14 protein-coding genes are annotated in these 14,157 nt (G+C 54.8%); 8 read left to right on the plus strand and 6 right to left on the minus strand.

From position 1 onward, the window contains the following. Positions 1 to 9: 9 nt before the first annotated feature. Both NST07_RS10100 and NST07_RS10105 read right to left on the minus strand, forming a co-directional pair. A complete protein-coding gene (locus NST07_RS10100; RefSeq protein WP_341091449.1) occupies positions 10 to 1,176 on the minus strand; it encodes a YheC/YheD family protein in 1,167 nt (388 codons plus the stop codon). A 10-nt stretch (positions 1,177 to 1,186) separates the two neighbouring features. Then, positions 1,187 to 2,554, minus strand: a complete 1,368-nt coding sequence (locus NST07_RS10105; RefSeq protein WP_341091450.1) for a YheC/YheD family protein — start codon at positions 2,552 to 2,554, stop codon at positions 1,187 to 1,189. A 244-nt stretch (positions 2,555 to 2,798) separates the two neighbouring features. Here NST07_RS10105 and NST07_RS10110 point away from each other — a divergent pair, with 244 nt between their 5' ends. Then, on the plus strand, positions 2,799 to 3,140 hold the full coding sequence (locus NST07_RS10110; protein WP_340899474.1) for a YlbF family regulator: 342 nt from the start codon (positions 2,799 to 2,801) through the stop codon (positions 3,138 to 3,140). Positions 3,141 to 3,257: 117 nt separating this feature from the next. On the opposite strand, the gene NST07_RS10115 is transcribed toward NST07_RS10110, so the two are convergent. Further along, the gene (locus NST07_RS10115; protein ID WP_341091451.1) at positions 3,258 to 3,833 is read right to left on the minus strand and encodes a hypothetical protein; all 576 of its coding nucleotides are present in this window, start codon (positions 3,831 to 3,833) and stop codon (positions 3,258 to 3,260) included. Between the two features lie 177 nt (positions 3,834 to 4,010). Between NST07_RS10115 and NST07_RS10120 the strand changes: the two genes are divergently transcribed. Next, complete coding sequence (locus NST07_RS10120; protein WP_342481477.1) at positions 4,011 to 4,292, plus strand: hypothetical protein; 282 nt, start codon at positions 4,011 to 4,013, stop codon at positions 4,290 to 4,292. Positions 4,293 to 4,551: 259 nt separating this feature from the next. Beyond that, positions 4,552 to 5,886, plus strand: coding sequence for a DRTGG domain-containing protein (locus NST07_RS10125; RefSeq protein WP_341091452.1), 1,335 nt, complete (start codon positions 4,552 to 4,554; stop codon positions 5,884 to 5,886). A gap of 127 nt (positions 5,887 to 6,013) precedes the next feature. Here the strand turns inward: NST07_RS10125 and NST07_RS10130 are convergent, their stop codons facing one another. From NST07_RS10130 to NST07_RS10140, 3 genes are all read right to left on the minus strand, one after another. Then, positions 6,014 to 6,331, minus strand: a complete 318-nt coding sequence (locus tag NST07_RS10130; RefSeq protein WP_341091454.1) for a YtpI family protein — start codon at positions 6,329 to 6,331, stop codon at positions 6,014 to 6,016. Positions 6,332 to 6,427: 96 nt separating this feature from the next. Beyond that, positions 6,428 to 6,931, minus strand: a complete 504-nt coding sequence (locus tag NST07_RS10135; protein WP_038588905.1) for a hypothetical protein — start codon at positions 6,929 to 6,931, stop codon at positions 6,428 to 6,430. A gap of 7 nt (positions 6,932 to 6,938) precedes the next feature. Further along, complete coding sequence (locus NST07_RS10140; RefSeq protein WP_038588909.1) at positions 6,939 to 7,262, minus strand: YtrH family sporulation protein; 324 nt, start codon at positions 7,260 to 7,262, stop codon at positions 6,939 to 6,941. 143 nt (positions 7,263 to 7,405) lie between these two features. On the opposite strand from NST07_RS10140, the gene NST07_RS10145 reads away from it, so the two are divergent. The 5 genes from NST07_RS10145 (at position 7,406) to NST07_RS10165 (ending at position 14,015) form a co-directional block, all read left to right on the plus strand. Continuing rightward, entirely contained in the window at positions 7,406 to 11,134 is a 3,729-nt protein-coding gene (locus NST07_RS10145; protein ID WP_342481478.1) for a DNA polymerase III subunit alpha, read from the plus strand. A gap of 74 nt (positions 11,135 to 11,208) precedes the next feature. Then, entirely contained in the window at positions 11,209 to 11,709 is a 501-nt protein-coding gene (locus NST07_RS10150; protein ID WP_341091457.1) for a phosphatidylglycerophosphatase A, read from the plus strand. Positions 11,710 to 11,854: 145 nt separating this feature from the next. Next, positions 11,855 to 12,043, plus strand: a complete 189-nt coding sequence (locus tag NST07_RS10155; protein ID WP_038588919.1) for a hypothetical protein — start codon at positions 11,855 to 11,857, stop codon at positions 12,041 to 12,043. A 75-nt stretch (positions 12,044 to 12,118) separates the two neighbouring features. Beyond that, entirely contained in the window at positions 12,119 to 13,012 is an 894-nt protein-coding gene (gene accD, locus NST07_RS10160) for an acetyl-CoA carboxylase, carboxyltransferase subunit beta (protein ID WP_076110665.1), read from the plus strand. A gap of 1 nt (position 13,013) precedes the next feature. Next, positions 13,014 to 14,015: an acetyl-CoA carboxylase carboxyltransferase subunit alpha gene (locus NST07_RS10165; protein WP_341091458.1), complete on the plus strand. Its 1,002-nt coding sequence runs from the start codon at positions 13,014 to 13,016 to the stop codon at positions 14,013 to 14,015. The last annotated feature ends 142 nt before the right edge of the window (positions 14,016 to 14,157 follow it).

Genomic DNA, 14,157 nt, shown 5'->3' on the forward strand with positions numbered 1-14,157 from the left:
GAATCCTCCTTAGGAACCGTTGATATCATTCTCCCGTTTGTAACGGAACTGCCGCGTAGATGGCTTGCGGTTTGCTGCTGAATTCAGCAGCAGATGACGCGCATAGCGCAGGGGGTTCTCGGCGGCGAGCTTAGCAGCCCGGCGGTCGCCCGTCAACCGGAACACCGTGCGCCCTGGTTTGGAATTGGCTTCAAGCAGATAGATCCTGCCGCCTTCATCAATACCGTAGTCTAGGCCGAGTTCTCCCAGCCTGCCGCATGATTCCTCCAGCAGCGGCGGCAGTAAAGCCGATGCTGCTGCAAGCTCCTCCATAAGCCCGATTCCCGTCTTGCCGTATTCTGCAAGCAGGAAGGGCTTGGCGGGAACCGCTGTTCCCCCGCCATGGAGGTTCGAGGTCAGCGAACCGCGGCTGCCCAACCGGACGGCCATGCCGGTAAGCGTCCAGACGCCTCTGCCGTTCTTCTGCATGAGTACACGCACGTCGAACGGCTGTCCTCCGCTGCCGGTCAGATGAAGGTAAGGTTGTATAATATAGCGGCGCGGGCCGATAAAGTCATGGATCCAGCTCAGACCTTCGTCCAGCGTTCGGAAACCTTTCTCAAAGGGGACATTTGCCTCATCACGACCTCTTAAGCTTATGCGCCCGCCCTCGTTATTGCTTAGGCGCTTCGCATGGATTGTGCGTTTGCCATGGGTGCCGGACCTTGGCTTCAGAAAAACGCCGTCCTCTCTTTCTGCAAGCATCGTGTCCAAATCACCGGTACCGGTGTAAAGTCTGGTCTCGGGCAGCCATGCTGAAGCTCTGCGGCTGCGCCGTAAAATTTCATAGACGCTCCATTTATCAGGCAAACCACGCGACCACGGAAGCGACCGGGATAAGGCAGCCAGGGCGGAAGCGGCGGATCTTTTTTCCTGCAGGCTTGAGTATAGACAACGGTTATACAGAATGTCGGGCGGAGCTGCCAGGGTAGGCTGCCACTGTCCGTCATTCCAGATATAGCCGCGTATGGATTGGCCGTCTCTTGCAACTCCCTCCGGGTGAAAGATAAGCACCTGCAGATCATACAGCGGGGCTACCCGGCATAACTGACTGCAGAACTCCGGTTCCGCGATGGGAGGATTCCCGCGGCGGCGGCCCGTCATGATGCCAAGGAACCCCATTGCTGTCTCTGTCATAATGCCCTCCTTATAACCCGGCCAAGTAGCGGCAATATAGAATCATCTGTTTGACGGACGGTCTGATTTTCACATCACTGAGGGGCGTGTTGTCGTTTTTGGACGGTTTGGAGTTGACCTCCAGCAGCCAGATTTTCCCCGACTGATCCAGGGCAAGGTCAATACCGAGCTCCCCGAAATGCGCGGGAATATAGGTTTCCACACCCCTGGCTATCGCCAGGGCTGCCCGTGGAAGCTGCAGCTGTGTGCTTTCTTTGGTCCCGGACGAGAGGCTGCTCTTGCCGATGGCCTCGCGGACAGTGCTGAGCGTGCCGCCCCGCGCCAGATTGGAGACAAAATGGTTGCTTCCGGCGGTACGGGCAACTATAGAGGTGACGCCCCACTTGCCGGTGCCGTTCTTCTGCACAAGTGCCCGGAAATCTACCGGACGCCGTCCAAGCTCTAGTAGAGGGAGTCCCTGCTGAATCTGGTAGCGGGTGGTTTTCATCTTGGGCGCAATGGATTGAAATAGCTTCGCCAGGGTCGGATAGACTTGTTTACGCGTGCCAAGCGGTGTTGTGGATAACAGCCGGTAGCCGCCCCCCTCATCTTTGGAAATGCGGAGAATGCCTTTTCCAAGGCTACCGCGTACCGGCTTCAGGAAGACGCTGGGATAGCTGCTGCACATTCTTTTTAATACGGCGAAGCCGGTTAAGGCATGCGATTCCGGCAAATACCGCTGCAGGGCGGCATCCTGTGCCAGTGCTTCGAACACCTCTGTCTTGTCAAGGAACTTTTCATTGAAGAAATGAGTTCCGTAGCGGGATTTTACATCCGCCAAAAAATGCTGTACGCTAGGTTTATTCTCCACCTTTCGAGTCGTAAGCCGATTGTTAATGACATCGGCAATGGGCAGACTCAGCTTCCGCCATCCCTCGTCGTATACCCAGCCCTCAATGGAGGAGCTGCGTGTTTCCAGCCCTTCCGGGGTAAAGAAATATACATAGGCGCCTTGTGCATGGCAGGCATTGGTAAGCTCCCGGCAGAACAGGGTGATCGGGCCGAATACCCTTTCGGGATGGTCCGGATGGTCCCGGCTCACCAGAACTCCAATCAACGGTCCGAGCCGCAAGGTGCGGCTGCCGGAGCTGTATGAAGCATTCAGTGAGAGCCGTTGCCGCAGTCCGAGTTTCCGTGCCAGCGCTTCATTTACGCGCAGACTGTCGGCTTTGGGAACCGGAATGACGGTGACCTCCTGCCGGAAAGAGCCGAACGTGAGCCGGATCGTTCCGTGTGCGGGTATTTTGAGCTTTTTCATGGATTTTTCGCCCAGCATTACAGCGTTTTCCTGCAGGATGCCCGAGTGGACCGAGTGGACCGGGATCTTGAATTTGGACATCGTGGATCTCCTTCCAGTAGGCAGCATGATGCCGGCAATATGAATCTTAAGGGTTACATATCATTCATCATATGGAGACATCTGACCCTTGGTGATTGACCTATTCTTTAAAAAGCCGTGCCGGATTTGAACGAGGCAAATCAGGATGCGATGCTTACAAAACTTAAGCAGATGCTTCCGAAGCGAGTTTTGAACGAAGCTGAATCAGGAAGCGATGCTTACAAAACTTTTAGGAGGAATTATAATGAACGTAATTGACAAGGCGCATGAACTGGCGAGAGCCATTAAGGAAAGTACGGAGTTTTCGGATATTTCCAGTGCTATGAAGGTAATTGAGGCCGATCCGGAAAGCAAACGGATGCTCGACAGCTTCCGTCAGAACCAGATTGAGCTGCAGCAGCGCATGATGAGCGGGGAGATGCCTCCACAGGAAGAAATGGAGAAGATGGAGAAGCTGTTCGAGGTGCTGAATCTGAATCTGGGCATCCGTCGCCTATTTGATGCGGAACGCCGTCTCAGTGTCGTTATCGAGGACGTGAACAAAATCATCACCGACAGCCTGTCGCAAATGTACGGCGGTCAATAATTCTGTATCTAATCACACTGCTGCCAGGGGTGGCTGCAATGTATGAACAACAGGAGGGTGTCTCCTAGCCTAATGGCTAGAGGACACCCTCCTGTTGGTTATATATAGCGGTGAAGCTTACTCCTGCTTGCCTTCCACTGCACAGAGCAGAATCCCGGCAGCCAGGCCGAGACGGCGGTCCAGCTGGCTGCTGCGGTCCTCGGAGAAGTCGGCGATGATTTTGGTAACGAAGGGGTTGAAATTTTGCCGGAAGGCGGGAATGACGGTGTTCCCAAGCTCAATGTTATATTTTTGCGGAATGAGTGTGATAAAGCGCCGCAGGAGAGCCATAAGTGTGCTGTTTTCTTTGATTAGCCCGATTTCGGTATCCCGCTGATCCAGGATGATCCATTCATCCTTCAGGATCGATTTGAGCCCCTTGCGGCGGAGCGCCCCGATATGTTCGCCGGTCTCCGAGTCATGCACATCGTAGGTCGCGCTGAAGTCGATTACACTGCGGGCTTTAATGCGCAGCAGCTCCTTTTCCATACTCTCGTCCGTAAACAGTGCAATGTCCTCTTTCAGTTTGAAGGCTTTCATTTGCGAATAGAGCACAAGCTCTTCCGAACTGTTGTAGATGTGCAGCTTAGCGCCCATAATGGAAAAAACCTTTTTGCGGATTATGTACTCGGTATGATTGAATGCGTTATTCAATGTAGAATCGCCTCCCTGTAATGCTAACATCATCTCATATCGGAACGGTGCAGGCTATAGTGTAGATTACTTCCCGGAAGTTTTTTGCAACTTGTCTCATAATTCCGGCTGCATGTTCATAGAGTAGAGATATAGATTCCATGGAATAACCTTTTAAGAGAGAAGGAGCTGTCTGTAATGAAGAAAAGAAACAAGTTCAAGCATGGTGTGTATATGCTGGCGGCACTGGCTATGCTGCTCTATGCACTGCCGAAGCTGTCCTTTCAGAACGGGCCTGGCTGGGTGCTGGGGTTCGGTGTGGTCTGGTGCATTTTTGCCTTTCTGGTGATAGCGTCACATTTGCATTTTATCATCGGTGTGGATGAAGAGAAACAGAAGCGCGTGGAGTCTGTCCGCAAGCATAAGCTGGAGCAGTGGCAGGGCAAATGGAATGAGGAGTCCCGTGTGGCAGAAAGATGATGTAATTCCACCGAAAGTAGTCCCGTTCCCGAATTTCTTCCGCAGTCAGGACAACCCCTGCATCCGCCGCTTTGGTGGGGGCAGGGGTTGTTGTGCAGTTGCTTAAGCCTGAGGTGCAGTGTGTTTCATACTTGCTCCGGTATAGCAATATGTTCACAGATATAGCCAAATCTAAGCTTCCGTTACTGTTGTACTCCACTGTTGCCTCCGTGTATAATAGGTACAGAATAGTACAGATCGGGCTATGGGGGTGTAACAGTTGGAGGGTCAAGGCGATAACATTACAAAACATGAACAGCTGCTCCAGCACATTGAAGGCCTTAAGGTTGGCACCAAAATTTCCGTCCGTAAGCTGGCTAAGGAGATGGCGGTCAGTGAAGGTACCGCTTACCGTGCAGTGAAAGAGGCCGAGAATCTCGGAATTGTCATTACGAAGGAGCGCATCGGTACTGTCCGCGTTGAGAAGAAGCCGCGGAATATTTCCGATCAGCTTACCTTCGGGGATGTAGTGGATATTGTGGAAGGACATGTGCTCGGCGGAGTGAACGGCCTGAATAAGCATCTCCATAAATATGTCATCGGCGCGATGAAGGTCGATGCTATGATCCGTTATATCGATGCTGACAGCCTGCTGATCGTGGGTAACCGTGATGATGTGCATTCGCTTGCGCTGGAGCAGGGTGCAGGCGTGCTTGTGACGGGGGGCTTCGGGACGAGCCGTGAGGTCAAAGCGCTTGCTGATGAGCTGGACCTGCCGGTGATCTCTTCAAGGCATGATACGTTTACTGTGGCCTCCATGATTAACCGGGCCATATTTGACAGGCTGATTAAGAAAAAGATCATGCTGGTTGAAGATATCGTGGATAACAAGCCGCGGCTGAACACCCTGAAAGTCACAAGCACCGTCGGGGAGTTGCGGATGTTGTCACAGACCAGCGGCGAACTGCGTTTCCCGGTTACGGATGAATGGAACCGGGTTATCGGCATCATCGGCCGCAGGGATGTAGAGGAGTTCAGCGAGGAGCAGAGCATCGAGAAGGCGATGATCCGCAGCCCTGTCACAGCTGCCCTGCAGACGTCGCTGGCCTCGGCGGCGCAAATCATGATGTGGGAGGGCATTGACTTCCTGCCCATCGTGGACCGCAACCGCAAGCTTGTGGGCTCGCTGACCCGCCGGGAGGTACTGCAGAGCCTGCGTGATGTCAGCAATCAGCCGCAGCTCGGGGAGACTTTCGACCACTTGATTTGGAACGGCTTTGCCGAAGAGCGGGACGAGGAAGGAAAGCTGTTCTTCCACGGCTTCATCACACCGCAAATGGCGACCGATCTGGGTACCATCTCCGAAGGTGTGTTATCCACGCTGATGACGCTTTCCGCATTCAAGGCGGCTAAGGACATTACCGGGAACGACTACGTGCTGGACAATATGTCAACATATTTTATCCGCCCGGTGCAGATTGAGCATTCGGTTATCGTCTTGCCGAGGCTGCTGGAGATCAGCCGCCGGACCTGCAAGCTGGAAATTGAGATCTCCCACAATGACACAATAGTTGCCAAAGCGGTGCTGATGCTGCAGTCGATCGACCACGGCTGAACCTTCATATTCTACCAAAAAGACTATCCCGCCGGGATAGTCTTTTACGCATATACGATACAGCGGTTGTCTTCTGATAGCACCGGTTTCACTTAAGGATGCTGAGGATGCCGGTAATGCAGCCAGACTACTGGCGGGTAAAATGATTTTCATTCCTGTTCCGGCTGTAGTATCCGTGGCTGCGCAGTCCGGAGAAGATGTTGAAGGCGCCGATCACCAGGAAAACCGCCTCCACAATGACATTGACCGTGGAACCGCGGAAGAGGAACATCGACATCAGCGACAGCGTCACCAGCATGGCGCCGAGCAGCACATTCATAATAGCGCGCTTGCGGCCTTTCTCCATCGGATCTGGCGCTCTGCGCGAGGATAAGCTGTATAAGGCGGCACCGGTCATACAAATCACCAGCAGGACAAACAGCACGTACTTGATGAGCAGAATCATGGATAGGCAGCTCCTTTATCAACGTAGTGGAAAATGATAGTTTTGCCCTATGATGTATCCGTATATCACCTGTCCACTATTGTAGCATGATTGGCCTCAGCTGCGCTTATACGGATTAATTTCCACCCAGATTTGCAGTACTCCCTCCATGACGAGCATGGTGCGGATTTTAACCGCATATTCCTTTTCGCGCACGATGTATATTTTACCGTCCAGAAGCAGCCGGGCCAGCTTGCCGTCCGTGTCGATTTCGAACATGCTGCGTCCGCGCATCGGTTCAAGGTCGGAGACCATTTTGCTGATAATTTCTTTGGTAGTTACTGGGTCCAGAGCCGCAGCGCCGTCCTTGACCTTGCTATCCTCTGTGCGCAGCTTGATCTCCCGGATGACGGTAGAGGTGTTGTTGTATTTTTTGAGTGTCTGGATATCCTTCCGGTATTGCTCGATCTGCACACGAAGATCCTGATTGTTCAGCCAGAGCACATTATACCCCATGTGAAAAATAGCGTTGTACGCGACAGCTCCTGCGACCATACCGAGTACAAAGACGGCGGAAATCTGCGAGAAGCGGCGGTAGCGGTGGAACGGGGGGATTCTCATTCCGGCATCACCCCTTGCCGCACACCCATTTGACCAGCTCGCTGCCCATATGAGCGCCCAGGAAGGCAAATACTAGATAGAGAATTTGCTTGATGGCTGGGGAGAGGTTGCCTCCCAGCATGTTGCTCTCAATGACCCGCATCGGGTCAATCGTTCCGCCGACAGCGGCGGCAAGCGCCCAGATTTTAATCCGGTCCGCGATATCCAGCATAGTCTGTGTAGGCGGCTGCAGGGAGACTACCGCACCGATCCCGCCCAGCATGGCTCCACCCAGTACGATGCCGCAGGCAATAAAGAAGTCTAGGACGGCTTTGCTCAAAAACACGTTCATACAAGGCCCCTTTCCGGACCAGGCCTGTTCGTCAGCTCAGCCTGTCCTTGTGCTCTTACTCCATTCTATGGGCGGTTCCCCCTCTAATATGATAAAATAGTTTCATCTTATGTTTTGATTGTTGACTGAAGGGAAGTGGGGATATGAGCCCTTACGTGCATTTGCATGTGCACAGCGAATACAGTTTACTGGACGGGGCGGCGCGCATTACCGATCTCGTGCGCCGGGCCGGCGAATACGGCATGAAATCGCTGGCGCTGACCGATCATGGCGTGATGTACGGGGCAATCCCCTTCTATAAAGCTTGCAAGGCTAATGGCATTAAGCCGATCATCGGCTGTGAAGCTTATTTGACTGCGGGCTCGCGGCGTGAGCGGGGCAGCCGCAAGGATCAGCCGATCTACCACCTGATCCTGCTTGCCAAGGATGAAACCGGCTACAAAAATTTGATGAAGCTGATCTCGATCGGCCATCTGGAAGGCCAGCATTACAAGCCCCGCATTGATATGGAATCCCTTGCCGCGCATGCTGAAGGCATCATCTGCCTCAGCGCCTGCCTGGGGGGCGAGGTGCCGCAGCATCTGCTGCATGGGCGGGATGACGAAGCGCGCCGGGCGGCGCTGAGATATAAAGAGATTTTTGGCGGGGACTTCTATCTGGAGCTGCAGGATCATGGCATTCCGGAGCAAAAGCGGGTGAACCCGAAGCTGATCGCCCTTGCCGCCGAATGTGATATTCCGCTGGTCGCCACGAACGATGTGCACTATCTGGCCAAGGAGGATGCCGAGGTACAGGATGTGCTGATCTGTATCGGCACCGGCAAGACGGTGGATGATGAGGAACGGCTCAAGATCGGGACAGACCAGCTCTTTTTCAAAAGCGGCGAGCAAATGGCGGCACTGTTCCCGCATGTGCCGGAAGCCATCCTCAACACCGAGGCCATTGCCGGGAAATGCAATCTGGAGCTGACGTTCGGGGGTCATATTCTGCCGGAATATTCCCCGCTGCCGGAAGGGCTGGATGCGGCAGCTTACTTGCGTGAGCTGTGCCGCAGCGGGCTGGAGGAGCGTTATGCGGATACACCGCTGTGGGCTTCGCCGGAGCAAAAGGCAACAGCCGAGAACCGGCTTGACTATGAGCTGGGAGTCATTGAGAGCATGGGCTTCAGCGATTACTTTCTGATCGTCTGGGACTTTATCGCTTATTGCCACCGGCAGGGCATTGCCACCGGACCGGGCCGCGGATCTTCCGCAGGAAGCCTGACCGCGTACAGTCTGCGGATTACCGATGTTGATCCGCTGAAGTACAATCTGCTCTTCGAGCGTTTCCTGAATCCCGAGCGGATCACGATGCCGGATATTGATATCGACTTCAGCGACGAGCGGCGCGATGAGGTCATCGCTTATGTCGTTGATAAATACGGCCAGGAGCATGTGGCGCAGATCATCACCTTCGGAACGATGGCGGCGCGGGCGGCGGTGCGTGACGTAGGCCGGGCACTGAACCTGCCCTATAACGAGGTGGACAAGGCTGCGAAGCTGATTCCCGGCCAGCTCGGCATTAGCATTGCCCGGGCGCTGGAGAGCAGCCCTGATCTTAAGGCGCTGTATGAAGGCAATCCGAAGACCAGAGGTCTGCTGGACATGGCGATGAAGGTCGAGGGAATGCCCCGGCATGCTTCCACGCATGCTGCAGGGGTCGTCATCTCCAAAGGTCCGCTGACCGATGCGGTGCCGCTTCAGGCCGGCAACGAGAGCACCGCGCTCACCCAGTACTCCATGGAGCATCTGGAAAGTGTCGGACTGCTCAAGATGGACTTTCTGGGGCTGCGGACCTTGTCGATTATTGAACGCTGCATGAACTGGATCAAGGAAATGAGCAGCAGTACACCCGATTTCCGCAGCATTCCCGACGATGATCCGCTAACCTATGAGATGCTTGGTGCAGGTGAAACGACCGGCGTCTTTCAATTGGAGTCGGCGGGGGTAAGACGCGTGTTGAAGGATCTGAAGCCTTCAGGGTTCGAGGACATTGTCTCCGTGGTGGCGCTGTACCGCCCGGGTCCGATGGAGTTTATTCCTAAGTTTATTGCCGGTAAGCACGGCGAAATTGAAGTGGAGTATCCGCATGCCGACCTGACGCCGATCCTTGCCGATACTTACGGGATCATCGTATATCAGGAACAGATTATGCAAATCGCTTCACGGATGGCCGGGTTCTCGCTCGGTGAAGCCGATCTGCTGCGCCGCGCGGTGTCGAAGAAGAAACGCGAGACACTGGATAAAGAGCGGAGTCACTTCGTAGAGGGCAGCTTGAAACTGGGCTATCTGGAGACCGATGCCAACGCTGTCTATGATATGATTGTGCGGTTTGCCGATTACGGCTTCCCGCGCGCCCATGCCGCAGCTTACGGCGTGCTGGCCTTCCAGACAGCCTATCTGAAGGCACATTATCCTGTGCAGTTTATGTCGGCGATGCTGACAGCAGTAATGGGTACACACCGCAAGGTGGCTGAATATGTACTGGAATGCCGCCGCACGGGCATCGGCGTATTGCCGCCGGATGTCAACGAGAGCGGCGTGTTGTTTACGCCTGTGCCGGGAGAAGGCAGCGGCCATATCCGTTTTGGCCTGGCTGCGGTCAAGAATGTCGGCACACTGGCTGTGGAGAACATCATCGCCGTCCGCAAGGAGCGGCCGTTCGACAGCCTGCTGGATTTCTGCCGCCGCGTTGATCTCCGGGTCTGCAACAAGCGCGTGATAGAATCGCTGCTGCAGGCCGGCGCTTTCGACCGTCTGCAAGGCCACCGGGCGCAGCTGCTTGCGATGCTGGATGAGACAGTCGATGCCGCGCTGAAATGGCGAAAGGAGCGTGACGAGCTGCAGATCCAGCTGTTCGACGACCTGATAGAAATGCCGAACTGGGAAATCCGCTATCCGGATATCCCGAAATTTACCATCGGCCAGCAGCTGGAGCTGGAACGCGAGCTGCTCGGGCTGTATCTGTCCGGCCATCCGCTGGACGACAGCGCGGAGCTGCTGGAGGAGCCGGGCATGCAGCGGCTGATGGATCTCGGCGAGGCTGAGGATGAGAGCCAGATCGTGACGGCAGGCATGGTGGTGTCGCTCAAGGAAATTACGACAAAATCCGGCAAAGCGATGGCTTTTGTCGAATGGGAGGACCAGATCGAGCGCTGCGAGGTCGTGCTGTTTCCTGAGGTGTGGAAGCGGAGCCGCAGCCTGATCGAGAAGGGTGCGCTCTTGGCCCTGCGCGCCAAGGTGCAGCAGGAGGACGAGGGCTTCAAGCTGCTGGCCGAAGAGGTCGCGCCGCTTGGCGCCGACACGATTCGCAGCCTGCTGCAGCGCCGCAGCGCAGCTGCCGCCCGCGCGTCCGCCGCGGGCCGCACCCAGACGGCAGGCGCGCCCGGAGGTGCGTCTGCCTCCCGGGCGGGCGCAGGCGGCCCTGGCGCCGCCCGCAGCACCGCAGGCGGCGTTACCGCGCCTGCGCCCGCAAGGCCCGCTGCCGCGCAAGCAGCGGCGCGACAGGAAGCCCCGCGCTCCGCAGCGCCGGGACCGGCAGGCCAGCGTCCTGCAGCCGCAGACGCTGTGGAGTCCGCTGGCCGGAGTTCCGGCGCAGCGGGGAGCGGCCAGCGTGTCTTTATCAAGATCACGCCGGACTCCGAGAACCCGGCGCTGCTCTCGCGCCTGCAGGCGCTGCTGCAGACCCATCCCGGCCCTGCAGCCACCCTGCTGTTCTACGAGCGTGACCAGAGGCTGCTCGCGCTCAGCGACGGCTACCGGATCAAGCCGTCTGAGGAGCTGTTCGCAGCGATCGAGGGGATGCTTGGAGCAGGTACAGTTCGAATAAAATAAGAACATTTCCGCCTTTTTCCGCATACATTAGGAAACCACAGGGAACTGTCCCGTGCGGAAAGGGGAATCACATCATGTCCTATCAAATGGCAAAAGAGCTGCTGGAGCGCAGGGGAGTCACGCTAACGTCCATCGCTGAGATCGTATATATTTTGCAGTCGGCGTATTATCCGGATTTAACCAAAGAAGAGTGTTTATCGAGCGTTAAATCGGTGCTGGGTAAAAGAGAGGTGCAGTACACGCTGATGACAGGCGTTGCGCTGGATGAATTGGCTGAAAAAGGCCTGCTGCCGCAGCCTCTGCAGGCGGTGATGGAGGCGGATGAATCACTCTACGGAGCGGACGAAACTCTGGCGCTTGGCATCACCGGTGTATACGGAATGATCGGGCTGACAGGTTTCGGCTATCTGGATAAAATAAAGCTCGGCATTATCGGCAAGCTGAATGATGATGAGCAGGGGATTCATGTATTTCTGGACGATCTTGTCGCGGGAATTGCGGCGGCGGCATCCGCCAGAATTGCGCACCGGCATGAAGGGGCCAAGGTGTATCCCCATGTCAGCGGTACGGAATAATTAACCCCCATTATTTGGTGAATAATGCTCCCTGGTCTTGCTTTCTGCGCCTTACTCCTGTTGCGGGAAAAAAGAAAACTGTGTTATCATGATTCCATTATACGGGATACGGCTGGGAATTGAGATTAGGGAGGCTTTGCAGGGCATGTGGACGGTAATCTATATTGCGCCAACCGCCAGAGTGGCGGATATGATTCAGAGCAAGCTTACGGAAGAAGGATTTATGGTAAAGTGCCGTCCGGTCAATATGTCCAAGCAGCAGTTCGAGATTCTGGTTCCTTCGGGAGAACTGGAGGAAGTGCAGGAAGTCCTTAATCTAATTTTACATCCCTGAATAGACATCAAGATGGCATTCATGACAGCGGCAAGCTGCTATATGCGCAAATAAACGGCTGAAGAGGTGCGACCCTTGTTCAAAGATTTATTTCAGAAAAAACGGAAGTACGCGACTATTCCTTCAGAACGTCTGGAGCGGAGCGGCGGACCGGTAGAAGGCGAACGCCCCAAACGGGAGATTCCCGAGGGCTTAATGAGCAAATGCAGCAAATGCGGAACGATCCAGTACAGCAAGGAGCTGGAGAAGAATCTGAAAGTATGCCCTTCGTGTGGTTATCATATGCGGCTAAACGCGTCGGAACGGATTGCAATGATCCTTGATCCGGAAGGCTTTATCGAGTTCGACAGTGAAATGGCATCCGTAGACCCGCTGCAGTTTCCGGGCTATGCCTCCAAGCTGGAACAACAGCAGTCCAAAACTGGACAGGTTGAAGCCGTGCTTACAGGCCAGGGAACCATTGGCGGTCATCCGGTGATTGTTGCCGTGATGAATTTTGAGTTCTTCACCGGCAGTATGGGCTCGGTTGTAGGAGAGAAGATTACCCGGGCTGTAGAAGAAGCTACGGAGAAGAAGCTTCCGATGCTGATCTTTTCGACTTCGGGCGGAGCACGGATGCAGGAGAGTATCCTCAGTCTGATGCAGATGGCGAAGACGAGCGCAGCGCTGGCCCGGTTTGGCGAAGCAGGAGGGCTCTATATCTCTGTCATAACAGACCCGACAACGGGCGGAGTATCCGCCAGTTTTGCCAGTCTTGGCGATATTATTATTGCCGAGCCTGGAGCAGTATTCGGTTTTGCCGGAAGAATCGTCATTGAGCAGACCATCCGGCAGAAGCTTCCGGATGATTTTCAGACTGCTGAATTCAACCTTCAGCATGGTCAGCTTGATCTGGTCGTACACCGCAAGGAATTACGGTCCACGCTAACCAAGCTTTTGGATTTGCACGACGTGAAAGGGGGCTTATAGGTTGGCGGGAGAGTTGCCTTTTGAAATGCCTCTGGTAGAAATGCGTAAGAAGATTGCCGAACTGAAGCAGTTCGGTGAAGAGAAGGGTATTGATTTCAGCGATGAGATTGCCCGGCTTGAGGAACGTTACCGCGTACTTGAGGAAGAAATTTATACCGATATTTCTGCTTCACAGAAGATGCATCTGGCCCGGCATCATGGACGTCCAACTTCGCTTGATCTTATAGGGCTGATCTTTACTGATTTTATTGAGCTGCACGGTGACCGTCTGTACGGCGACGATCTGGCTGTAGTAGGCGGAATCGGCAAGCTCAACGGCGTCCCGGTTACCGTGATCGGCCAGCAGCGCGGCAAGGATACGAAGGAGAACATTCTGCGTTTCTTCGGCAGCGCGCATCCCGAAGGCTTCCGCAAGGCGATACGCCTGATGAAGCAGGCGGAGAAGTTTGGCCGTCCGATCGTTACCTTTGTCGATACCAAAGGGGCTTACCCTGGCAATACGGCGGAGGAGAGAGGCCAGTCCGAAGCGATTGCCAGCAGCCTGTATGAGATGTCTCAGCTTGGCGTGCCGGTTATCTGCATCATCATTGGTGAAGGCGGAAGCGGCGGAGCGTTGGCGATGGCTGTAGGTAACCGTGTTCTGATGCTGGAGCATGCCATCTATTCAGCGATCTCCCCGAACGGCGCGGCGTCCATACTCTGGAAGGATGCCTCGAAGGCGGAACAAGCCGCAGAAGCGATGAAGATCACAGCCGCCGATCTGCTGGAGATGGAAGTGATTGAGGAAATTGTTCCTGAACCGCGGGGCGGCGCACACCGTGATTACGAGTCTACTGCCGCTGCGCTCAAGGATGCCATATGGCGCCATTTGCAGGAGCTGTCGAGCTTTGATTTTGCGGAACTTAAAGAAGACCGCTACCGAAAATTCCGCAAAATCGGCGAATTTTCCGAAGCCCAGCAGGAAGCCGTTAACCCGGAAGAAGAAGTGCAGAACGTGGAGTAAAACTCCCGGTTTCATTTGCACTTTCAGACATATAGTACTATCAGCAGGTCCAAAATATGGACTGGCCTAAATAAACATTTATTACCATTGAAATAATCCTGCGGCATTCGCAGGGTTATTTTTATTTTGCCCTGAAACTTCA

Source organism: Paenibacillus sp. FSL L8-0340, assembly GCF_038593145.1.
Classification (GTDB): Bacteria; Bacillota; Bacilli; order Paenibacillales; family Paenibacillaceae; genus Paenibacillus_AQ.

What these genes read in the sequence shown, in the direction of transcription:
- NST07_RS10100 (WP_341091449.1), bottom strand. Translation starts at nt 1,176, where the DNA reads ATGACAGAGACAGCAATGGGGTTCCTTGGCATCATGACGGGCCGCCGC.
- NST07_RS10105 (WP_341091450.1), bottom strand. Translation starts at nt 2,554, where the DNA reads ATGTCCAAATTCAAGATCCCGGTCCACTCGGTCCACTCGGGCATCCTG.
- NST07_RS10110 (WP_340899474.1), top strand. Translation starts at nt 2,799, where the DNA reads ATGAACGTAATTGACAAGGCGCATGAACTGGCGAGAGCCATTAAGGAA.
- NST07_RS10120 (WP_342481477.1), top strand. Translation starts at nt 4,011, where the DNA reads ATGAAGAAAAGAAACAAGTTCAAGCATGGTGTGTATATGCTGGCGGCA.
- NST07_RS10130 (WP_341091454.1), bottom strand. Translation starts at nt 6,331, where the DNA reads ATGATTCTGCTCATCAAGTACGTGCTGTTTGTCCTGCTGGTGATTTGT.
- NST07_RS10135 (WP_038588905.1), bottom strand. Translation starts at nt 6,931, where the DNA reads ATGAGAATCCCCCCGTTCCACCGCTACCGCCGCTTCTCGCAGATTTCC.
- NST07_RS10140 (WP_038588909.1), bottom strand. Translation starts at nt 7,262, where the DNA reads ATGAACGTGTTTTTGAGCAAAGCCGTCCTAGACTTCTTTATTGCCTGC.
- NST07_RS10145 (WP_342481478.1), top strand. Translation starts at nt 7,406, where the DNA reads ATGAGCCCTTACGTGCATTTGCATGTGCACAGCGAATACAGTTTACTG.
- NST07_RS10150 (WP_341091457.1), top strand. Translation starts at nt 11,209, where the DNA reads ATGTCCTATCAAATGGCAAAAGAGCTGCTGGAGCGCAGGGGAGTCACG.
- NST07_RS10155 (WP_038588919.1), top strand. Translation starts at nt 11,855, where the DNA reads ATGTGGACGGTAATCTATATTGCGCCAACCGCCAGAGTGGCGGATATG.